Origin of the sequence: Labrys methylaminiphilus subsp. lupini, assembly GCF_051161885.1 — a bacterium.
Lineage (GTDB): Bacteria > Pseudomonadota > Alphaproteobacteria > Rhizobiales > Labraceae > Labrys.
Genome location: NZ_JBMDIH010000001.1, coordinates 1,863,727 through 1,884,846 on the forward strand (window position 1 = coordinate 1,863,727; position 21,120 = coordinate 1,884,846).

21 protein-coding genes and 1 pseudogene are annotated in these 21,120 nt (G+C 63.3%); 8 read left to right on the forward strand and 14 right to left on the reverse strand.

Translation table 11 applies throughout. The annotated features are described in order from the left end of the window. Positions 1–2 precede the first annotated feature (2 nt). Positions 3–213 (forward strand): annotated as a pseudogene (locus ACN6KF_RS08780) (transposase); the annotation flags it as partial. Positions 214–629: 416 nt separating this feature from the next. Continuing rightward, entirely contained in the window at positions 630–830 is a 201-nt protein-coding gene (locus ACN6KF_RS08785; protein ID WP_434956482.1) for a hypothetical protein, read from the forward strand. A gap of 208 nt (positions 831–1,038) precedes the next feature. Here ACN6KF_RS08785 and ACN6KF_RS08790 read toward each other — a convergent pair whose 3' ends face one another. From ACN6KF_RS08790 to ACN6KF_RS08800, 3 genes are all read right to left on the reverse strand, one after another. Continuing rightward, complete coding sequence (locus ACN6KF_RS08790) at positions 1,039–1,362, reverse strand: hypothetical protein (RefSeq protein ID WP_434956483.1); 324 nt, start codon at positions 1,360–1,362, stop codon at positions 1,039–1,041. 145 nt (positions 1,363–1,507) lie between these two features. Continuing rightward, positions 1,508–2,353, reverse strand: a complete 846-nt coding sequence (locus ACN6KF_RS08795) for a YggS family pyridoxal phosphate-dependent enzyme (RefSeq protein ID WP_434956484.1) — start codon at positions 2,351–2,353, stop codon at positions 1,508–1,510. 35 nt (positions 2,354–2,388) lie between these two features. Beyond that, on the reverse strand, positions 2,389–3,021 hold the full coding sequence (locus ACN6KF_RS08800; protein WP_434956485.1) for an FMN-binding negative transcriptional regulator: 633 nt from the start codon (positions 3,019–3,021) through the stop codon (positions 2,389–2,391). Positions 3,022–3,120: 99 nt separating this feature from the next. On the opposite strand from ACN6KF_RS08800, the gene pdxR reads away from it, so the two are divergent. The 3 genes from pdxR (at position 3,121) to ACN6KF_RS08815 (ending at position 6,579) form a co-directional block, all read left to right on the forward strand. Further along, positions 3,121–4,581 carry a MocR-like pyridoxine biosynthesis transcription factor PdxR gene (pdxR, locus tag ACN6KF_RS08805; RefSeq protein ID WP_434956486.1) on the forward strand — a complete coding sequence of 487 codons (1,461 nt, stop codon included), beginning with the start codon at positions 3,121–3,123 and terminating at the stop codon, positions 4,579–4,581. A gap of 78 nt (positions 4,582–4,659) precedes the next feature. Then, positions 4,660–5,388 carry a class I SAM-dependent methyltransferase gene (locus ACN6KF_RS08810; protein WP_434956487.1) on the forward strand — a complete coding sequence of 243 codons (729 nt, stop codon included), beginning with the start codon at positions 4,660–4,662 and terminating at the stop codon, positions 5,386–5,388. Positions 5,389–5,490: 102 nt separating this feature from the next. Continuing rightward, positions 5,491–6,579, forward strand: a complete 1,089-nt coding sequence (locus ACN6KF_RS08815; RefSeq protein ID WP_434956488.1) for a PLP-dependent cysteine synthase family protein — start codon at positions 5,491–5,493, stop codon at positions 6,577–6,579. Between the two features lie 137 nt (positions 6,580–6,716). On the opposite strand, the gene ACN6KF_RS08820 is transcribed toward ACN6KF_RS08815, so the two are convergent. From ACN6KF_RS08820 to ehuR, 11 genes are all read right to left on the reverse strand, one after another. Then, positions 6,717–8,102 carry an aspartate aminotransferase family protein gene (locus ACN6KF_RS08820; RefSeq protein WP_434956489.1) on the reverse strand — a complete coding sequence of 462 codons (1,386 nt, stop codon included), beginning with the start codon at positions 8,100–8,102 and terminating at the stop codon, positions 6,717–6,719. Positions 8,103–8,132: 30 nt separating this feature from the next. Then, positions 8,133–9,623 (reverse strand): NAD-dependent succinate-semialdehyde dehydrogenase, encoded by a 1,491-nt coding sequence (locus tag ACN6KF_RS08825; RefSeq protein ID WP_434956490.1) that lies wholly within the window; start codon positions 9,621–9,623, stop codon positions 8,133–8,135. A 127-nt stretch (positions 9,624–9,750) separates the two neighbouring features. Next, positions 9,751–10,527, reverse strand: coding sequence for an ectoine/hydroxyectoine ABC transporter ATP-binding protein EhuA (gene ehuA, locus ACN6KF_RS08830; RefSeq protein WP_434956491.1), 777 nt, complete (start codon positions 10,525–10,527; stop codon positions 9,751–9,753). After that, positions 10,524–11,216, reverse strand: coding sequence for an ectoine/hydroxyectoine ABC transporter permease subunit EhuD (ehuD, locus tag ACN6KF_RS08835; protein WP_149255167.1), 693 nt, complete (start codon positions 11,214–11,216; stop codon positions 10,524–10,526). Before ehuD ends, ehuA begins: the two co-directional genes overlap by 4 nt. Next, a complete protein-coding gene (ehuC, locus tag ACN6KF_RS08840; protein ID WP_434956492.1) occupies positions 11,213–11,878 on the reverse strand; it encodes an ectoine/hydroxyectoine ABC transporter permease subunit EhuC in 666 nt (221 codons plus the stop codon). The genes ehuD and ehuC overlap by 4 nt, the downstream gene beginning before the upstream one ends. A gap of 183 nt (positions 11,879–12,061) precedes the next feature. Further along, positions 12,062–12,913 carry an ectoine/hydroxyectoine ABC transporter substrate-binding protein EhuB gene (ehuB, locus tag ACN6KF_RS08845; protein ID WP_434959639.1) on the reverse strand — a complete coding sequence of 284 codons (852 nt, stop codon included), beginning with the start codon at positions 12,911–12,913 and terminating at the stop codon, positions 12,062–12,064. Positions 12,914–12,978: 65 nt separating this feature from the next. After that, the gene (doeB, locus tag ACN6KF_RS08850) at positions 12,979–13,995 is read right to left on the reverse strand and encodes a N(2)-acetyl-L-2,4-diaminobutanoate deacetylase DoeB (RefSeq protein ID WP_434956493.1); all 1,017 of its coding nucleotides are present in this window, start codon (positions 13,993–13,995) and stop codon (positions 12,979–12,981) included. Next, on the reverse strand, positions 13,992–15,170 hold the full coding sequence (doeA, locus tag ACN6KF_RS08855; protein WP_434959640.1) for an ectoine hydrolase DoeA: 1,179 nt from the start codon (positions 15,168–15,170) through the stop codon (positions 13,992–13,994). Before doeA ends, doeB begins: the two co-directional genes overlap by 4 nt. A gap of 7 nt (positions 15,171–15,177) precedes the next feature. Then, complete coding sequence (gene eutC / locus ACN6KF_RS08860) at positions 15,178–16,170, reverse strand: ectoine utilization protein EutC (RefSeq protein WP_434956494.1); 993 nt, start codon at positions 16,168–16,170, stop codon at positions 15,178–15,180. Then, the gene (eutB, locus tag ACN6KF_RS08865) at positions 16,167–17,147 is read right to left on the reverse strand and encodes a hydroxyectoine utilization dehydratase EutB (protein ID WP_434956495.1); all 981 of its coding nucleotides are present in this window, start codon (positions 17,145–17,147) and stop codon (positions 16,167–16,169) included. Before eutB ends, eutC begins: the two co-directional genes overlap by 4 nt. A gap of 86 nt (positions 17,148–17,233) precedes the next feature. Further along, on the reverse strand, positions 17,234–18,694 hold the full coding sequence (gene ehuR / locus ACN6KF_RS08870; RefSeq protein ID WP_434956496.1) for a MocR-like ectoine utilization transcription factor EhuR: 1,461 nt from the start codon (positions 18,692–18,694) through the stop codon (positions 17,234–17,236). Between the two features lie 64 nt (positions 18,695–18,758). Here ehuR and ACN6KF_RS08875 point away from each other — a divergent pair, with 64 nt between their 5' ends. From ACN6KF_RS08875 to ACN6KF_RS08885, 3 genes are all read left to right on the forward strand, one after another. After that, the gene (locus ACN6KF_RS08875; protein WP_434959641.1) at positions 18,759–19,238 is read left to right on the forward strand and encodes an Lrp/AsnC family transcriptional regulator; all 480 of its coding nucleotides are present in this window, start codon (positions 18,759–18,761) and stop codon (positions 19,236–19,238) included. A gap of 25 nt (positions 19,239–19,263) precedes the next feature. Next, positions 19,264–20,175 carry an agmatinase gene (locus tag ACN6KF_RS08880; protein ID WP_434956497.1) on the forward strand — a complete coding sequence of 304 codons (912 nt, stop codon included), beginning with the start codon at positions 19,264–19,266 and terminating at the stop codon, positions 20,173–20,175. A 65-nt stretch (positions 20,176–20,240) separates the two neighbouring features. Continuing rightward, positions 20,241–21,032 carry a dienelactone hydrolase family protein gene (locus ACN6KF_RS08885; protein WP_434956498.1) on the forward strand — a complete coding sequence of 264 codons (792 nt, stop codon included), beginning with the start codon at positions 20,241–20,243 and terminating at the stop codon, positions 21,030–21,032. Positions 21,033–21,120: the final 88 nt, after the last annotated feature.

A 21,120-nucleotide genomic window follows, 5' to 3' on the forward strand; every position in this document is an offset into this window, starting at 1 on the left:
GGATGAGCCGACATGACCTTACCGACTTTGAATGGCGCTTGATCGAGCTGCTGTTGACCAAGGGCCGCTAAGGGGGCCGCGCGTTGACGGCAGGCGTGTGCTGAGCGACTTCTTTTGGGCATTGGGTCCGGTGCGGCATGGTGTGACTTGCCGGATCGTTACAGCCCCCGAACCACCTGCAACAACCGCTTCATCCGATGCCGCACAGCAGGGGCATTGCACATGGCGGGGAAAAACGGCGCGTAAATCAACATGTTGAAGGCCCTCGCACTTGCGGATTGGATCCGTAAGCGCGGGGTTGATCCGGCCTGATGGACACGTCGCCTGGTTCGGCGTAACGTGCCTCCCGTAGGGAAATCTACAGACATCTTCGGGTCTATCCTCCCCCTCGCCCGTCCGACGATCTGAGAAGATCTGTTTCGAATAATGAAACCATTCAGCATTCATTCATATGACGTAACGGAATATAAGACCTGTCAAATCCGACTGGAGATTTTGCATGAAAAAAATTCTTCTCGCGACTCTCATTGCCGTCGGCGCGCTGTCTGCCAGCGTTGCTCCGTCGTCAGCCCTTGCTCCGATTCATTTGGGTACTCCCGCCGCAACACAAGTCGACCAGATCGGCTGGCATGGCTGGGGCAAGCATGGCTGGCGCCGGCACCACGACAATGGCCTGCATCGCGGCTGGGGTCGTGGTCGTCATGAAGGCTGGCGCCGACATGGCGGAAGGCACGGGCATGACGGATGGCGCAGGCATGGTGGCCGGCATCATCGCTGGTGATAGTCCGCCCTCGGCGCCGCTATGCGGGTTGAACCGATCCGGCGCATGAATGATCCAGGATGCAGCACGCACACCCGCTAAGCTTCCTGACACAAAAAAGCCCGACGCTCCATGCGCCGGGCGAGTTCTATTGGGGTACTATCGTCAGCCGACCTCTCCTACGGTAGTGGCCGTTGACTGGCGCGAGTGTGTCGACCGCCTGTGACTTCAGCGTGATTCCGAGATGCCTCTACGGCATATCCGCGAATTTGGTTCTATCATACCACCCTGTAGAAAGTCGTCTCACCGATGCGGGCACTTTGCTCGGTGATTTCGCCCACGGCCTGCCCCTGCAGCAACCAGATCAGCCCCATCGCGTCATAACGCGCAAGCGGCGCGGTCGGATGCAGGCCGAACAGATCGCTGGCGCTCCAGCCGAGTTCGGCCACCTGGTCGCCCCAATCGGTCAGGAATTCCATCGCATCATGCTTGGCCTGTTCCCAGCGTTTGGGGTCGGCAACCGGGTTGGTTTTCTGGAGCCTGGCCAATTCTTCAGCAAAGGGCCCCGAATAGGTTTGGGCAATGGCGAGCGCTGCAGGCATGTTCGAACTCCGTCCTGAGGTAGACGGATTCACGGCCCAAACAGTGTAGATTCGGTTGCTTCCCTTGCCATTGGCCGCGCAAATCCTCAGGAGTCCACGTGGACCGGCGCCTCCCGGTCATGCCGTTTTGGCTTCAGACCCGTCTCTAACCCGGGGCAAAGCCGGGCCAATAATGCCCATCCGGTGTCGGGCGCTTGCCGAAGATGGCCTGACCGACGCGAACCACGTCTGCCCCCTCCTCGATCGCAGCTTCAAAATCCCCCGACATGCCCATCGAGAGTTCGGTCAAGGCCGCATTGCGCTTCACTGCCCGATCGCGCAGGGTACGCAGCAGACGAAAACAGGGGCGCACGCGCGCCATGTCGTCGCTGAAAAGAGCCAATGTCATCAGCCCACGGGGGCGCAAGCGCGGAAAGTCGCCGAGCCGATCGACGAAATCGAGCAGGGCGTCGGGATGCAGGCCGAACTTGCTGTCCTCTCCCGACGTGTTGACCTGGACGTAGACGTCGAGGAAGCGATCCTCGATGGTCAGGCGCCTGTCCAGCATCTCGGCGACCCTCAGGCTGTCCAGAGCGTGAAACTCCCGGGCGAAGCGGGCGAGATATTTCACCTTGTTGGTCTGCAGATGCCCCACGATGCTCCAGGCGATCGGCAAGTCGGCGAGGGCGTCGCGCTTGCTCTGTGCCTCCTGGATCTTGTTCTCGCCGAAGTCGTGGATTCCTGCTGCGAAGGCGAGCCGTAGAACCGGTGCAGGCACGGTCTTGGTGATGGGAAGAAGCCGCACCGCGGCCGGTTCCCGGCCGGCGCGCAGGCTGGCCGCTGCGATCCTGCGTTCTACGTCGGCGAGATTGGCGGCAAAGCTTGCCTTTGGATCGGGCCCGAAGCGGGCGATGTCCTTTTCGTCGAGGCCGGCCGTCTCGGCGGTGTCGACAACCCGCTCGCGATCGGCGGCAGTTTCCAGATACTGTTCATTCATGGCGGTGCCGTTCATGCATAGGAGCGCCCAGTCTCATATCGAGCCACCGTTCAGGTGGGATCGAGGGGAATGAGCGAGGCGATCCGGCGATCAGCGGGATTGGGGCTGTCGGCGAGTGCGCGCGCGACACCGGCGCGATCGGCAGCCGGCCGGTTCTGGCTCAGCTTGCGCTTGCCTTCCAGGCGCCGGACCGTCAGGCGCACGCCGACGATGCCACGCAACTGCGCTTCCACGAATGCCGGTGGCGCATCGCTGACCTGCCAGGGCTTGGACATCGTCCCCTCATGCAGGTTGGTGATGCGGGTGACGGCCTCGAGCAGGCGCCGGGGATCATCGAAGAACTCGACCGGCCCATAGGCATGGATCGCTTCGTAATTCCAGGTTGGTACGACCTTGTGGTGCTCCTGCTTGGCGGCATACCAGTTGGGCGAGACATAGGCGTCCGCGCCCATGAAGATAGCCATGGCGTCGCCGATCGGCTCGGCCTGCCAGTGCGGATTGGCCCGAGCTAGATGGCCATAGAGGGTGCCATGCTCTCCCTCGGCGGGGTCGAAGAACAGAGGCAAGGGCGTGCCGATCGGGCCGGCTGCCGTTGCGGTCACCAGGGTACTCAGGCGCGTATCCCGCATCAGGCGATGGAGGATGGCAGGATCGTCTTCGCGGAAGGCGGGCGGAACATACATTGTGAGGGCTCGTGAAAACTCGACTTGGTTTCCTGTCAGGATAGGGCCAAACTGGCTTAACAAGAACGTCCAGTTTAGATAATTTTAGCTAGGCCAGTTATGATGATGCGGAACGGGCGGACGCAAGGTCCCGGGGCCAGGCAGATCTATGAGGTGCTTCGGGCCCAGATCCTGGCAGGGGCTTATGGGGATGATGGCGCCTTGCCCTCCTCGCGCGCCCTGGCATCCGAACTCGGTGTGGCGCGAGCGACCGTCACCTCGGCCTATGAGCAGTTGTCGGCGGAAGGTTTCATCCACAGCCGGCAGGGCGCCAGGCCGAAGGTGGCCGCGGTTCTCGACCGCACGCCGCCGGCGTTGCCCCTGCTGACGGGTCCGGCTCCCCTGCCCCTTTCGTGCTATGGCGAGCGCCTCGCCCTTCAGCCGGTCTCCCTCGCGCCCTCGGTAAGGCCGGGCATCGATTTTCGTTATGGCGATCTTGCCGCGTCGGACTTTCCCACGCCGATCTGGCGGCGCGCCATTCTGGGCGCGCTGGCGCAGAGGCAGGATCGCCTTTCCTATGGCCACCCGGCTGGTTCTCATCGGCTTCGGCGTGCCCTCCAAGGTTATCTCTGGCGGGCACGCACGCTGCGCTGCGAAGCCGAGCAAATCATCATCGTCAACGGTTCCCAGCAGGGATTGGATCTTTGTGCCCGCCTGCTGCTCGATCCCGGTCAAGGCGTGGTCGTCGAGAACCCTTGCTATCCGATGGCGAGGGATATTTTTGCCGCGGCCGGCGGCAAGGTCACACCGGTTGCGGCCGATCAGGATGGGCTGGACACGTCGCGGCTTGCCCGCGTCGAGGCGCGGCTCGCCTATGTCACGCCTTCCCATCAATTTCCTCTCGGCAGCGTACTGTCGATAGCAAGGCGTCACCGCCTGCTCGCATGGGCCGGGACACGCGAGGCCTATCTGATCGAGGACGATTACGACAGCGAATATCGCTATGATATCAATCCGGTGCCGCCGCTGTACGGCCTGGGCAATGGCCAGAACGTTCTCTATCTCGGCACGGTTTCGAAGACCCTGTCGCCCACCTTGCGGATCGGCTATCTGGTGGTCCCTTCCAATCTGGCCGCCATTTTCACGCGCGCCAAGCAGATCATGGACAGGCACAGCCCAGCCTTGGAGCAGGAGGCTCTCGCCACTCTCCTGGAAAACGGCGCCTATGAACGTCATATCCGCCGCATTCGCCGGCGCATGGCCGAGCGCCGCAATACCCTGCTCGAGGGATTGCGATATCGTTTCGGCGACAGGCTCGCCGTCGAGGGAGCAAAGGCGGGCCTTCACATCATCGCATGGTTCCGTCATATTCCGGCGGCGCTGGAGACGGAACTGATCCGGAAAGCCACCCAGGCCGGGCTAGGTCTCCATCCTCTGTCGCCGCTCTATGCCGCGGGCAGCTCGACGAAACCGGATCGGGCCGGCCTGGTGATGGGCTATGGCAGCCTGGATATGCGCCAGATCAAGCGGGGCGTCGAGTTGCTGGCCGATTGCGTGGCCGAGGTCGAGAGTGGCGGTTGAATCTGCCCCGCCTCCGCCCCTTTCCCAATCGGAATGGAGCAGCGGCATCTCATTGGAATATTGAAGGAAGAGATTTCGATGGCGCAGAATATTTACGACCGCCCGGCGTTTTTCGACGGCTACAGCCAATTGCCTCGCTCGGTCCACGGTTTGGAAGGAGCCCCGGAATGGCCGGACATTCGGGCCTTGATTCCCGATCTCGGCGGCAAGCGCGTGCTCGATCTCGGCTGCGGGTTCGGCTGGTTCAGCCGATGGGCTGTGGAACATGGGGCAGCAAGCACGCTTGGCTTCGACCTGTCCGAGAAAATGCTCGCACGGGCCCGGGACATGACGACGAGTTCCAAGGCGGACTATCGGATTGCCGATCTCGAAACGCTCGAACTGCCGACGGCCGGTTTCGATTTCGCCTATAGCTCGCTCGCTTTCCACTATGTCGCTGATTTCGAGCGCCTGGCCAGGGTTGTTCATGACAGCTTGCGGCCGGGCTCCGGCTTCGTCTTCTCCATTGAGCACCCGATCTATATGGCTCCGAGCAATCCGGGTTGGCAGAACGACAAGGAGGGGCGGAGGATTTGGCCTGTCGATCGCTATTCCGTGGAGGGCGAGCGCACCACCGACTGGCTGGCCAAGGGCGTCGTTAAATACCATCGGACCCTGGGTACGACCCTGAACAGCTTGATCGATGTCGGCTTCGTGATCAGGCGCGTGGAGGAATGGAGCCCGACGGAAGAACAACTGGCGCAGCACTCCGCGCTTGCGGAAGAGCGGGATCGGCCGATGATGGTGATCATATCCGCCTGGCGCTGAGCAGGTTCCAAACCTTGCTCGACCTCTTCACGAGCGGCTCACGCCTCGATGCTATCACGCGGTTGCAAAAAGCGACGAACCGAAAGCCAAGGAGCAGGTGAGATGACACGACAGCCCGAATCCAGAACGACATCCGGCCGCGGCCGCCTTTTCGAGAGCATCCTGGAGACGGTGGGCGATACACCCGTCATCAAGATCAACAACCTCGCTCCCGCCAATGCCACGATCTACGTCAAGGCGGAGTTCTTCAACCCGGCCGCCTCGGTGAAGGACAGGCTGGCGCTCAGCATCATCGAGCATGGCGAACGCACCGGCGCGCTCAAGCCGGGCATGACCGTGGTCGAGGCGACCAGCGGCAATACCGGCATCGGCCTTGCCATGGTGTGCGCGCAGAAAGGCTATCCGCTGGTCGTCACCATGGCGGACAGTTTCTCGATCGAGCGCCGCAAGCTCATGCGCATGCTCGGCGCCAAGGTGGTGCTGACGCCGCGCGCCCAGAAGGGTTTCGGCATGTATCGCAAGGCGGTGGAACTGGCCGAGGCGAATGGCTGGTTCCTGGCCCATCAGTTCGAAACCGAGGCCAATGCCGCCATTCACGAGGCGACCACCGCGCGCGAAATCATCAACGATTTCGCCGGCAAGCGGCTCGACGTCTTCGTCACCGGCTACGGAACGGGCGGCACGGCGGTTGGTGTTGGACGGGTCCTGCGCCGCGAACGCCCCGACACCCGTATCGTGCTGTGCGAACCCGCCAATGCCCAATTGGTCGGCAGTGGCCAGAAACAGGAGCGGACGGCAGATGGCTCGCCGGCTGTCGGCCATTCGGCCTTCGAACCGCATCCGATCCAGGGCTGGACGCCGGACTTCATTCCCAAGGTGCTGCAGGAAGCGATCGACAATAATCTCTACGACGAACTCGTTCCCATAGCCGGTGCCGAGGGTGTGAAATGGGCCAAGGCTTTGGCCCAGAAGGAAGGCATCTTTGTCGGTATTTCGGCTGGCGCCACCTTCGCGGTTGCCCGTCAGATCGCCGAGACGGCGCCTGCCGGCTCCGTCATCCTATGCATGCTGCCGGATACGGGGGAGCGCTATATGACCACGCCTTTGTTCGATGGCATCGAGGCGGAGATGAACGCCGAGGAGATCGCGCTGTCGAAGTCGACGCCGGGCTACCAGTTTCCGGCCGAATAAGCTCGAGTGCAGAGTTGCTCCTGGGATCGCAGGCTTCCAGCCTGCATCCTCCTCTCCTACAAGTGGAGCGTTTCCAAGAACAGGCTGGAAGCCTGCGATCCCAGGAAACGCTCCCTGTCGTACAGTCTGTTACCCGACTACGCGCCGAGCACCGATTTCACCGCCTTGGCTGCTGCCGACACCACGATGTCAGCTTCCTCGCGGGTGAGGCAAAGTGGGGGAGCAAAGCCCATGATGTCGCCCTGCGGCATGGCCCGGCCGATCACGCCATTCTCCAGCATGGCGGCAACCACGCGGGGCCCGACCTTTTCGGAGACGTCGAAGAAGGCGCGGTCGTCGCGATCCCGGACGAGTTCGACGGCTGCCATCAATCCCTCGCCGCGCACTTCGCCGACATGGACGTGCGCACCGAGCGCATCCGTCAGCGCCTGCTTGAAATAGGCGCCGACACTGCCGGCATTGGCGACCAGATCGAGTTCATCGACGAGTTCGAGATTGGCCACGCCCGCAGCCGCGCAGAGCGGGTGGGAAGAATAGGTCCAGCCATGCCCGATCGGGCCGAACTCGTCCGAGCCCTTTTCGAGGATGCGCCAGACCTTTTCGGACACGATCACGCCGGAGAGCGGCGCATAGGCCGAGGTCAGCCCCTTGGCGATGGTGATCAGGTCGGGCTTGATGCCGTAATGATCCGAGCCGAACATCGAACCGAGCCGGCCGAATCCGGTGATGACCTCGTCGGCAATCAAGAGAATGTCGTATTTGGTGAGAACGGCCTGAATCTTCCCCCAATAGGTCCGGGGCGGCGGCACGATGCCCCCGGTGCCGAGCACGGGTTCGCCGATGAAGGCGGCGATCGTATCAGGCCCCTCGGCCTGGATGAGTTCCTCGAGCTTGGCGGCGCAATGATCGGCGAATTGCTCCTCGCTCTGCGAACGATCTTCCCGGCGGAAATAATACGGGGCCTCGGTGTGCAGGACAGGCGGCTTGGGCAGGTCGAACAGATTGTGGAAGGCGGCAAGGCCGGTGAGGCTGCCGGACATCAGGCCGGAACCATGGTAGCCGCGCCAGCGCGAGATGATCTTCTTCTTCTCGGGGCGGCCGAGCACATTGTTGATGTACCAGACCAGCTTGATGTTGGTCTCGTTGGCGTCCGAACCCGACAGGCCGAAGAAGACCCGGCTCATCCCTTCCGGCGCCCGGTCGATGATCATCTTGGCCAGGGTGATCGAGGGCTGGGAGCCATGCCCGACATAGGCATGGTAATAGGGCAACTGCGCTGCCTGTTCGGCGATCGCCTCGGCGATCTTGGTACGGCCATAGCCAACATTGACGCAGTAAAGCCCGGCGAAGGCGTCGAGACTGCTCTTGCCATTGCGATCGGTGATGTAGACCCCCTCCGCGCCGGTGATGATGCGGTTGGGCGTCTCGCCGCGGGCATGCTGGGCCATATGGGTCGAGGGATGGAAGAAGTGATCGCGATCCCAGGCGGTGAGTTCATTGTCGGAAACGGCGCGGTCGAGCATGTCGGCTCCTTTCAGGCGAGGTCGAAACAGTCAAGCGAGGTCGAGACAGGTATATTTGAGATCGGTGAAGGCTTCGAGGCCGTGGCGCGAGCCTTCGCGCCCCATGCCGGATTGCTTGACACCGCCGAAGGGGATGGGCGCACCGGTCAGCTTCACGCGGTTGACGGCCACCATGCCGTATTCCAGTGCGCGGCTCATGCGCAGCGCCCGGCCGGTGTTCTCGGTGACGACATAGGCGACAAGGCCGTACTCCGTGGCATTGGCGCGCGCCACCACTTCCTGCTCGTCGTCGAAGGGCGTGACGCTTGCAACCGGTGCAAAGACCTCTTCCCGCATGATCAGGGCGTCATCGGGGACGTCGGCGAGGACGGTCGGTGGCACGAAGAGCGATCCGGATTCAATGTCGCCACCCGTCAACTTGCGGGCGCCTCGCTGCAAGGCATCGGCGATGCGCTCTTTGGTGCGGGCGACGGCCCGTTCATGCATGAGCGGACCGATGTCGGTTTCTTCTTCCAGGCCATGCCCGAGCTTGAGCCCGGCGACGCGCCGGCTGAATTCCTCACAGAAGGCTGGGTAGAGCGAGCGCTGGACGAAGATGCGATTGGCCGCCAGACAATCCTGCCCCGAGGTCGCGAATTTCGCATCGAGCGCGATCTTGATCGCCCGATCCAGATTCGCGTCACCGAAGACGATAAGCGGCGCGTTGCCGCCGAGTTCCATCACCAAGCGCTTGACGCTGGGTGCGCATTGGGCGGCGATCAGACGCCCGATCTCGGTTGAACCGGTGAAGCTGACCACCCGCACGCGGGTATCTTCGCACAGGCGCCTGGCGATCGGAGCAGCCTCGCCGGTGACGACGTTGAAGACGCCTGCGGGCAAGCCGGCGCGTTCCGCCAGCTCAGCCAGGGCAAGGGCAGAGAGCGGCGTATAGGACGACGGATGAAGCACGACCGTGCAGCCGGCGGCCAGCGCCGCGGCAGCCTTGCGGGTTACCATGGCGGAAGGGAAGTTCCAGGGCGTCAGCAGGGCCGCGACGCCGAGGGGCTCGCGGCTAACCTGCATATGCGCCCCGGGAAGGTGGCTGGTCACGCTCTCGGTGTTCACGCGCTTGGCTTCTTCCGCATACCATTCGACGAAGGAGGCGCCATAGTCGATCTCGCCGCGGCTTTCGGCCAGAGGCTTGCCCTGCTCCAGTGTCATCAGCAAGGCAAGATCCTCGCGGGCGGCAAGGATGAGCTGATGCCAGGCGCGCAGGCGGGCGCCCCGCTCCTGAGGTGGCAATGCCTTCCAGGCTGGAAAGGCTCTCGCCGCGGCATCGACCGCCCTGCCCGCCTCGTCGTCGCCCAGGCTGGCGATATGGGCAAGAATGGCGCCAGACCCAGGATCTCGCAGTTCGAAGCTCGCGGCTTGCCGTCCCTGGACCCAGCGGCCGTCGATATAGGCGAGTTCCCTGAACAGTCGTCGGTCGTTCAGCCGGCCGAGCGCGGGATGGCCGATTTGTTTCAGAGCTGTGGCGATCATCGAAGAAACTCCGGTGGCGTCATGTCTGCAAGGCTAGCCCGAGCCGCCGTGAGAATGTCTCGCTTCGCCCCCTCCCTCACCGTCAAAGCCTCGGTATTTGCCGGGCGGCGCCGACAGATTATCGGCCTCACAACACCGACTGCAGGAACTCGCGCGTCCGCGCCTGTTCGGGATTGGAGAAGATGCGATCGGGCTCGCCCTGCTCAACGATCCTGCCCTTGTCGAAGAAGCAGACGCGATCGGAAACCTCGCGGGCAAACCGCATTTCATGGGTGACCAGCAGCATGGTGAGATCATGCTCGCTGGCCAGGGAGCGGATTACGCCGAGAACCTCGCCGACGAGCTGGGGATCGAGGGCCGATGTCGGTTCATCGAACAGCAGCACGCGCGGCCGCATGGCGAGGGCGCGGGCAATGGCCACACGCTGCTGCTGGCCACCGGAAAGCTGGCTTGGGAAGTGATCCTTCTTGTCGACCATGCCGACCATGCCGAGCAAATCGAGGGCCCGGCATTCCGCTTCCTCTCGCTTCAGGCCGAGAACGGCGATGGGCGCCTCCACCACATTGCGCAATACGGTCATGTGCGGAAACAGGTTGAAGCTCTGGAACACCATGCCGACCTGGGTGCGGATCTGGCGCAGATGCCGCTCGCTGGCCTTGAAGGGGCCGTGGCCACCGGGTTCGTGATAGCCGATGCCGCCAAGTTCCAGCGTGCCGTCCTGAAAGGGTTCGAGCGTCATCAGGATACGCAGCACCGTGGTCTTGCCTGATCCCGAAGGACCGATCAGCGAAACCTTCTCTCCCGGCGCGACGGTGAAGTCGAAATCCTGCAGGACCGTCAGCGTGCCGAAGCGCTTGCTTACATTGGAAAAGCGGATGATGTCGGATTGGGCGTTTGCGGTCATCGCATCGGTATCCCTGCTTTCGGCAAGGCCCTTTCCAGCCGATGGACGCCGGCGGAACAGACCAGGGTAAGGATGAGGAAGAGGACGCCGACCATGCTCAGCGGCACCAGATATTCGAAGGTGTTCTCGCCGATCATGTTGGCGAGGCCGAGCATTTCCAGCACGGTCACCACCGAGAGCACCGGCGTTTCCTTCAGCATGGCGATCAGGTAATTGCCCATGGTGGGGAGGATGCGCGGCACCATCTGGGGAATGATGACGTTTCGGTAGAGTTGCCAGCGCGACATGTTGAGGGCAGTGGCGGCCTCCCACTGGCCGCGCGGCACCGCTTCGATGCCGCCGCGATAGACCTCCGACGTGTAGGCCGAATATTGCAGGCCGAGTGCGATGGCACCCGTCAGGAAGGCCGGCAAGGCAATGCCGTAATCGGGCAGAACATAATAGAGGAAGAAGAGCTGCACTAGGAGTGGCGTGTCGCGCAGGAACTCGACGACGAAGGCGGTCCCCCAGCTCACCACGGCAAAGCGGCTACGCCGCATCAAGGCGAAGACGAGGCCCAGGACCAGGGCGATGGCGAACCCCGCGGCGGCGGCCTGCAGCGTCACGGTGAGGCCGATGAGCAGGATCGGCAGGATCGACTGCGCATAGGTCAACGGCGTCGAGGGATCCCATTCGAAACCGTACATCATGATTGCACCGCCTTCGGAAAGGCGCCGCCGCGTCGCGCCAAGCGTTCCAGGAAGCGCATGGCCAGCATGATCACCAGCGACATCAGGAAGTAGCCGACGAGAGTGAGGGTGTAGATCGTCGTGCTGTCCTGCGTAAGGTTGCGCAAGGTCTGCGCGCGGAAGGTCATGTCCGCGATCGAGATGAAGGACACCAGCGAGGAGAGCTTCAAGGTCTCGATGGCGAGGTTGCCGAAGGCCGGCATCATCTCGACGATGGCTTGGGGCAGCGTGATGTGCAGCAATTTGTGTACCGGGCCGAAATTCAGGGCCCGCGCCGCCTCATGCTGCTGTTGCGGCACCGCTTTGAGGCCGGCCCGCACGATCTCCGAACCATAGGCACCGACATGCATCGAGAGCACGAGAATGCCCGTCGACACCGGCGAGAAGGAAAAACCGACGAGAGGCAGGGCGTAATAGAACCAGAACAACTGCACCAGGAGCGAGGTGCCGCGGAAGATCTCGGTATAGCAAAGTGCGATGAGGGACAGGATGCGGCCCCCCTCGACCCTGACGATCCCAGCCAGAAAGGCCAGGAAAGCGCCAATGGCCAGCGAGGCCAGGGTAATCTCGGCGGTAATCAGCGCGCCCCTGCCAAGGGCGGGCAGATAGGAGATCCAGTGCATGAGGCTCCCTCGTCTATTGCTCGAGGATTGGCGTGCTTTACCCTCCCCTGGAGGGGCGGCCTGAAAGGTCGGGGTGGGGTGGAGGCGCCATCATGACAATGGTGATCGCTGGTTTTGCGAAGAGGCACCCCACCCCGACACGAGGTGTCGACCCTCCCCCTTCAGGGGAGGGTTAAATGCGCCTTACTTGCCTGCGCAAAGATCGGCGACCTTCTTTTCGGCAGCGGCCTTGATGCTGACCTCGCTCAGCCCGTAATTGGTGAGGATCGCCTTGTATTCATCGCTCTTGCGGAACTCCACGAGCGCAGCGTTGTAGGCCTCGCGCAGGTCCTTGTCTTCCGGGCGGAAGGCAAAGCCGCCATAGTTGCGCACCGGCTTGCCGTTGACGACCGGATCGGTGAAAGGCTTGACCTGTTCGACCTCCGTCTGCCCCTTGGCGAGGCTGGCGACCGTGAGTTCGGTGGCCGCATAGGCATCGGCCCGGCTCTTCACCGTGGCGATGGCATCGGCATTGGCCTGGATGAAGACGACCTGGCTATCCTTGACACCGACAGCGCGCAGGAAGTCGATATTGTTGGCGCCCGAAACCACCGCGACCTTGAGCGTGGGGTCCTTGGCGATATCGGCATAGGTCGTCAGTTTCTTGGGATTGCCGGCCTTGACCAGCAGGCCTTCGCCATAGCTGGAATTGGGTTCGGTAAAGGAAACCTGCTTGCAGCGGTCGGGCGAGATATTCTGCTCGGCCGCGACGAAATCATAGCGCCGTGCCTTGAGGCCGGGGATCAAGGTACCGAAGGGTGCGACCGTCCAGGCAATCTCGCTGACACCCATCTTCTTGAGGACGGCGATAGCCACTTCCGGACCGATGCCGGCGGCCGTGCCGTCTTCCTTGGTGAAACCATAGGGTACTTCGTTGGCCGTGACGGCGCGGACGAAGCCGTTGCTCTTGACCTCTTCGAGCGTCGTGGCCTGGGCACTGGCCACGCTCATGGCGAGAGCCAATCCGGCGAGGCTGGCAAGTCGGGGCAGTTTCATCATCTCATTCTCCTGTCTGGTGAAGGTGCCTACCCGGTTGGTTCCGGCAGGTCGATTGTCGGTTGTCAGGCATGTTCCTCGGTCGTTGCGATGACCGAGAGGCAGTCGCCGGCCTTGACGAGGCCGGGGAAATGGCGGGCCGCCAGCAGGCCATCCAGCGCTGCCCGATGCTCATGGGGCGCGCGGCCGGTATGGCCGAGCGGATATATACGGGCGAAGACTTCTCCCTTGACGACGGGTTCGCCAAGATCCTTGAGGAACTCGACCAGTCCCTCTTCCGGGCTGAAGCCGAAACAGTCCGACGAAGGCATGTCGAGCCAGCGCGTCTCGCCGACAACAGGCTGCCCGGCCAGGATGCCGGCATGCCTGAGGAAATTGGCGACTCCGCGCTTGGCGATGCCGGCCGAGCGCGCCGTGGCGGTGCCGCCACCGCCGAGCTCGGTGGTGACGAAGACCTTGCCCGCTGTCTCGGCAATGGTGTCGAACATGCCGACGGCATCGATCTCGATCATGCGCATCGACCAGGGAGCGGAGAAAGCCGCCACGGCGGCAAAGCAGCGATCTTGCTGCGCCTTGTCAGGCAATTCGTGCGCCGCGGCATAGGGAAGGAAATCGAGAGTCCGCCCGCCGGAATGGAAATCGAGCACGATGTCGGCCAGAGGCAGCAGGCAGCGCGTGACATAATCGGCGATCTTCTCGGTGACGCTGCCGTTCGGGCGTCCGGGAAAGCTACGATTGAGATTGCCCTTGTCGATCGGCGAGGTGCGCCTGGCAGCCCGAAAGGCCGGGTAGTTCAGGGCAGGCACGATGATGATGCGCCCGTTCACTGCCTCCGCCGTAAGCGTGCGGGCGAGGTCGAACAAGGCGATCGGCCCCTCATATTCGTCGCCATGATTGGCGCCGGTCAAAAGGGCCGTCGGCCCCTCGCCACGCTTCACCACGGTGACCGGGATCATCACCGATCCCCAGGCAGAATCGTCCCGGCTCCAGGGCAGGCGCAGATGGCCATGCTGGATGCCGTTAGCGTCGAAATCGACGCTGGCGCTGATCGGTGACGGGCGTAGGATCGGATCGGCGTTCATGCTTTCACGAAGAGTTGGCGCGGCACATTGGCGAGGCATTCCACGCCGTTTTCGGTGATCAGGATGCTCTCGGTAATCTCCAGGCCCATGGTCTCGAGCCAGATTCCGGTCATGAAATGGAAGGTCATGCCGGGCCGCAGCTCGGTGCGATCGCCCGGCCGCAGGCTCATGGTGCGCTCGCCCCAGTCCGGCGGATAGCTCAGGCCGATCGGATAGCCGGTGCGGTTGTCCTTGACGATGCCGTACTTCTTCAGCACCGCGAAGAAGGCGTTGGCGATGTCCTCGCAGGTATTGCCGGGCTTGGCTGCCGCAAGCCCGGCCTCCATTCCCTCCACGGTCGCCTTTTCGGCCTCGACGAAGGCCTGGGTCGGCTTGCCGAGGAAGACGGTGCGCGATAGCGGACAATGATAGCGCCTGTAGCAGCCGGCGATCTCGAAGAACGTTCCCTCCCCGCTTTTCATCGGCAGGTCGTTCCAGGTCAGGTGCGGCGCGGAGGCTTCCTCGCCCGACGGCAACAGGGGCACGATGGCGGCATAGTCGCCGCCGAAACCGTCGACGCCCCGAATGGCGGCATCATAGATCTCGGCGACGAGATCGCTCTTGCGCATGCCGGGCTCGACCTTGTCGAGGATGCGCTGATGCATCGCTTCGACGATGCGGCCTGCCTTGCGCATATAGTCGATTTCGGTTTGGCTCTTGATCGCCCGCTGCCAGTTGACCAGCGACAGACAGTCCTTGAAGCGGGCATTGGGCAAATGCCGGACCAGCGAGGCATAGGCGGCGGCGCTGAACCAGTAATTGTCCATTTCGACGCCGATCGTACCCTTGGCCCAGCCGCGCTGCTCGATGATGCCCGAGAGGTAATCCATCGGATGGCGTTCGGTGGACTGCACATAGTGATCGGGATAGCCGACGATATTGTCGTGGGCGAGCCAGGCCGTGCGCTTGGCGCCGTTGGCGTCCTGTCCCCGGCCGAACCACACGGGCTCTCCCTCGCCGGCGACGAGAACACATTGATGGACATAGAAGGACCAGCCATCATAGCCGGTAAGCCAGTGCATGTTCGAAGGGTCGGTGACAACAAGCAGATCGATATCCGCCTTGGCCATGGCCGCTCGCGTCTTGGCCAGGCGCTCCGCATATTCCTCGCGGCTAAAATTGAGCGTGGGCACAATCATTCCGTCATTTTCCCTTGATTGTCTCGAAAGTCTGGCCGGCTCCGGCGGCGGCGGCCCGCTGAAAAGCGAGCGTGGCGATGGCGGTATCCTGCACGCCGGTGCCGGTCAGGTCGCAAAGCGTGATGTCGGCATCGCTCCGACGCCCCTTGGCCGTGCCGGCGATCACCTGTCCCAGTTCGGCAAACACCGCATCGGCTCCGACGGTTCCCGCCTTGATGGCATGGGCGAGTTCGCCAAGCCGCCTTGTCTGCGCGAGACTGTCGGCGACATAAACAGCCTTGCGGAAGACGGCTGGATCCACCTCGTTCTTGTGCTCGGAATCCGAGCCCATCGCCGTGACATGCTGCCCGGGCGAGAGCCATTCGGCCTTGAGGATCGGGGTTTCGGCCGGTGTGGTGGTGATGATGACATCGGCCCCGGCGCAGGCACCCTCGACGCTGCTGGCAGGCACGACCGGGATACCGAGGCGCTGCGACAGGTCTTGGGCGGCAGTCGCGGCCTTGGCGGCGTTGCGAGCCCAGAGCCGGGCCTCGCTGATCGGACGCACCCAGCTGAGCGCCTCGAGTTGCAGCAGGGCCTGTTCGCCCGCACCGATGATGGCGGCTATGCGGGCATCGGCCCGTGCGAGATGACGGGCGGCGACGGCGCCTGCCGCAGCTGTGCGGATCTGCGTGAGATAGCCATTGTCGAGCAGCAGGGCTTCGACCAGACCGGTCCGGCTGCTCAGCAGCACCATCAGGCCATTGAGGCTGGGAAGGCCGAGTTGGGGATTGTCGAAGAAACCCGGGCTGATCTTGATGGCAAAACCCTCGACGCCTGGAATATAGGCCGTCTTGACGTCTGCCTCGCCGCGATATTCGGGGATATCGAGCCTGAGGATCGGCGGCATCGCCACCGCTTGCGTGGCGAGAGCCAGGAAAGCCCGCTCGACGCAATCGACGGCATCCGCATCCAGCGCCACGCAGCGGCGCAATTCGGCTTCGGTCAGCACGATCATGCCGCCACTCCCTGTTCGACGATGCGACGATGAAGGCCCGGGTCGATATTGCGGCCGGACACCACGATCGCAGTCGGTCCCGACGGCCTGACCTTGTCGGCCAGCAAAGCGGCGATACCGACGCCCGCGGCTCCTTCGACGATTTCGCCCTCGGCGGCGAAGGCATGCCGGATCCCAGCCGCCACTTCCTCTTCGCTCAGCAGGATGACTTCATCGAGGAAATCGCGGCATAGGCCGAAGCTGTAGCGATTGGCGAGCCCGATGCCCCCACCGAGGGAATCCGCCAGTGTCGGCAATTCCTCGACCTCAACCGGCTTGCCCGCTAGCAGGCTGGCATGCATGGCGGCGCCCCGTTCCATCGAAATGCCGATGACCTTGGCCTGACGCCGGAGCGTCTTGACGGCTGCGGCGATCCCGCCCGCCAGCCCACCGCCCGACAGCGGCACCAGCACCAGTTCGACCTCCGGCAGGTCCTCGATGATTTCGAGCCCGATCGTTCCCTGCCCGGCGATCACGGCCGGGTGGTCGAAGGGTGGGATTTCAGCAAGGCCTTCCTCGGCCACCAGCCGGTTGACCTCTTCCTGTGCGTCATCCTGGGAATGGCCGACGATACGCACCTCAGCGCCGAGCGAGCGGACGGCCTCGACCTTGTTTGCCGGCACCAGTTGCGACATACACACCACGGCCCGGATGCCCTGCACCTTGGCAGCGTGGGCGACCGCGCGGCCATGATTTCCGGTCGAGGCGGTGACGATCCCCGCGGCACCCTTTGGGGCAAACGCGTCGAGGGAGAGGACGGCATTGGTCGCGCCGCGCAGCTTGAAGGAACCGGTGGTCTGGCGCGTCTCCAGTTTGAGATGAACCGGCGAACCGTCTTGCGACAGGGAGGGGGCATGAAGCAGCGGCGTGCGGACCACATGCCCGGCGATCCTCGCACGGGCGCTCTTGATCTCGTCGATGGTGACCGCGACTGGCATCGAACCCACCCCTCCTGGCTTGGACGGGATGGTGTTACGATACAAAAATCATGTCAATTATTATATTGTAATGATACAGATCTGCCTCAGCCGATCAACCGTGCGTCGAACACGGGCGGCAACTGTTCGAAAGTGGCCCGCACCGAGGCGAGCGTCTCCGCCAGCGCGGCATGCGACAACCGTCCGCCGAGGCAGACGCGGATGCCGCCGGCGCCAAGCTCACCGGCAACGAAGGGGTCGGAAGGCGTGACCGCGATGGCGCGCTGGGCAAGAGCGCGCACCAACCCTTCCTCCGTCCAACGGGGCGGCACCTTCAGCCAGGCGCAAAGCGAGAGTGGGTGACTGGAAGCAACGATGTCTCCGAGCACCTGGGTCACGATGGCCTGGCGCGCACGTGCTTCCTGGCGCTGCAGGCCGACAAGGGCCTGGGCGGTGCCGTCCTCGATCCAGAGCGAGGCTATTTCGGCCGGCAGGTTGGTGGCGCTCCAGCTCGTCACCCGCATGATGCTGCCGACACGGATCGAATAGGCCGGCGGCACCACGAGATAGCCGACGCGCAGTCCGGTCATCACGGACTTGGTCATCGACGTCGCGAAGAAGCCGAGTTCCGGCAGCATCTGGGCGATCGAGGGCAAGGGCTCATCGAGCAGGGGTTTGTAGACCTCGTCCTCGATCACGAAGATGCCATAGCGGGCAGCGATGTCGGCAATCTCCCGCCGGCGTCCGGCGCCGGCCACGTGACTGGTCGGGTTTCCGAGTGAGGGAATGAGGACCATCGCCTTGACGCCCCCGGATGCGCAGGCGGCCTCAAGGGCCTCGGGCAGTATGCCTTCGGCATCCGTTGGCAATCCACGCAGGGTGAAGCCCAGCAACGTGGCCAGCCCAATGATGCCGTGATCCGTCAGGTTTTCGGTGAGCACGAGGTCACCGGGATGGACCACCGATGCCACGGCCAGGAAGAGGCCGTGGGCCGCGCCATTGGTGATCAGGATGCGATCGGCTTCCGCCTCCACGCCGAGCCCGCGCAGCCAGATCCTGGCCGCGCCCCGGTGACGGTCGAGCCCGGCAATTGGGCGGCAGGTGCGCATGAAGGCGCTGTTGTCTCCGTCGCTCAGGCGCGCCATCACCTGCCGCGAGGCGCGCTCATGCGCTTCGGTGTAAACGGCGCGGATGATGGAGAGGTCGGCTGTCTGGCCGGGGGAGCGGTCGAGCATGAAGCGCTCGGCGCGCTCGGTAACCCGGTCCCGCACGAAGGTGCCCCGCCCGACTTCGCCCCGCAGAACCCCGCGCCTTTCCGCTTCCTTGTAGCTGATGCTGACCGTCTGCACCGAGACCTTGAGGGCGTGAGCAAGATCGCGATGGGTCGGCATGCGCGTTCCCGGCTTGAGTATCTCGGCTTCGACATCCGTGATGATCAGGTCGGTCAGCAGCTTGTGCTTGGTCACGCCCTTGCGGCGCGGTAGGACTGGTCGCCATTCTGCCGCCGCCGCAAGAGGCGCGCGCGATTCGACAAATCGTCCGAACCGGTCAGAATTGGAGAGTGACATGAAATTGTCCTGATACAATACCCAAGCCTATCCGTATTATACCAATCCATTCGCCGGCGCCATGTTGAAACTCGACAAGATCGATCTGAAGATCCTCGCGGCCCTGCAGCGCGATGGCCGCATTACCAAGTTGAACCTCGCCACCGAGGCCGGCCTGTCGGCCGCCGCGTGCTGGGAGCGGCTGCGCCGTCTGGAAAAAGCCGGTGCGATCGCCCGCTACGGCGCTGTCATCGACGCCGCGCGGTTGGGGCGCTTTGCCACCGTGCTGGTCGAGATCACGCTCAAGAGCCATCGCCAGGCGGATTTCCAGCGATTCGAAGCCACCGTCATGCGCGAGCCGGCCATAGTCGCTTGCGACGCCGTGGGCGGCGGCATCGACTATCTCCTGCGCGTGGTGACCACCGATATCGATTCCTACCAACGCCTGATCGACGGCTTGCTCGAGGCTGAGATCGGTATCGACCGCTATTTCACCTATATCGTCACCAAAACCATCAAGCAGACGGGATTCCCGCTCGAGATCATCGAGGGTACCATCTCTTGAACTGCCGTCGCAGGATTGGACCCCAATGACCGCCATGCCCACCTTCCTGGATTTTCCCGCCCGCCTTGCCGGCGACCGCAAGCCCCGAATGGTGATCTTCGGTGCCGGCCATGGCAGCACCTATCCCGTCAAGGACAGTGCTCCCTATGCCCTGGCGCCGGACGCCATCCGCGCCGCCAGCCAGGAGGATGCCGGTCTGGTCGAGCATTGGGATTTCGACCTCGGCGGGCCGCTCTTCGATGGCGAGCCCGCTTCATGCGTCGATGTCGGCGATATCGAGACCGTCATGCGCGACAATGCCGCGAACCGGGACCGGATCGAGGCGAAGACACGCGAGATCCTGGCTGCAGGCGCCATCCCGCTGCTGCTTGGCGGCGATGATTCCATCCCCATTCCCTTCCTTGCCGGTTTTGCCGACCACGGCCCGATCTGGATCCTGCAGATCGATGCGCATATCGACTGGCGCGACGAATTGCACGGCGAACGCCATGGCTATTCCAGCCCGATGCGCCGCGCGAGCGAGATGGGGCACGTCGCCGGCATCGTGCAGGTGGGCATGCGCGGTGTCGGCAGTGCCCGCCTGGCGGAAATCGAGGCAGCCCGAAGCTATGGCAGCCATCTGGTGACTGCTCGCGAGATTCATATCCAGGGCATCGAGGCTGCGCTTCGGCACATTCCTGCTGGAGCGCAGGTCGTCGTCACCCTCGATTGCGATGGCCTCGATCCGGGTATCTTGCCCGGGGTGGCGGCCCGCACGCCGGGCGGCCTCAGCTATACCCAGGTGATCGACCTGATCGCCGGCCTCGGCAAGCGAGCCAGGATCGCCGGCTTCGATCTCGTCGAGCTCTATCCGCCCGCCGATGAAAGCGGCCTGTCGGCGCTCACGGCGGCACGGCTTCTCGTCAATGTGATCGGGACCATCGCCAGGCAGGTTTGAAAGCCGGCTTGCTCTGATAGCATGATGGCCCGACAAGGTTTCATCCGCCGTCGAGAGGACATCCCATGCGCTTTACCCGTCTCGTTCTGCCCTTGCTTGCGCTTTTCGTTGTCACGCCCGCCTTCGCCAAGATGGTGGTCAAGCCGGTCGACTGGACCTTGGATGGCACGACCTTCAAGAGCCTGCTGATCTATGACGATGCCCCCAAGGCCAAGCGCCCCGGCCTGGTCATGGTGCCCAACTGGTATGGCGTGGGTGACACCGCCATCGAGAAGGCCAAGAAGATTGCGGGCAAGGACTATGTCATCCTGCTCACCGACATGTATGGCGAGGGTGTCCGCCCCAAGAATGACACGGAAGCGAAGGCTGCCATCGCCCCGCTCTATGGCGACCGCGCCTTGATGCGTAAACGCATCGACAAGGCTTTCGAGCAGTTGAAGGTTAACACCACCAATGCACCGATCGACCAGTCCCGGTTGGCGGCGATCGGCTTTTGCTTCGGCGGCAGTGCCGTGCTCGACTTGGCGCGCAGTGGCGCCGACGCGAAGGCGGTGATCTCCTTCCATGGCGGCCTCGGCACCGACGACCCGGCCCTGGCCAAGACCATCCAGGCACGCGTGCTCGCCATCAACGGGGCCGACGATACCGCCACCATTCCGGACGTGCCCAAATTCACCGAAGAGATGCGGAGCAGCCCGGCCGACTGGCAATTTGTCGAGATCGGCCATGCCGTGCATTGCTTTACGGAAACCGAGGCAACCGGCAAGACCGGCAATTGCCGCTACGATGCCAAGGCCGCCGCGAGATCCTATGCGATGATGCGGTCCTGGCTGGCCGAGAGCTTTGCTAAGAATTGAAGGCAATCGACTGACGTGGGCCGGCCGCTGTCAGCTTTTATACCAGCATAAGAAGCGGCCTTCCCGGCATCGCTTCTCCCAAGCAAAG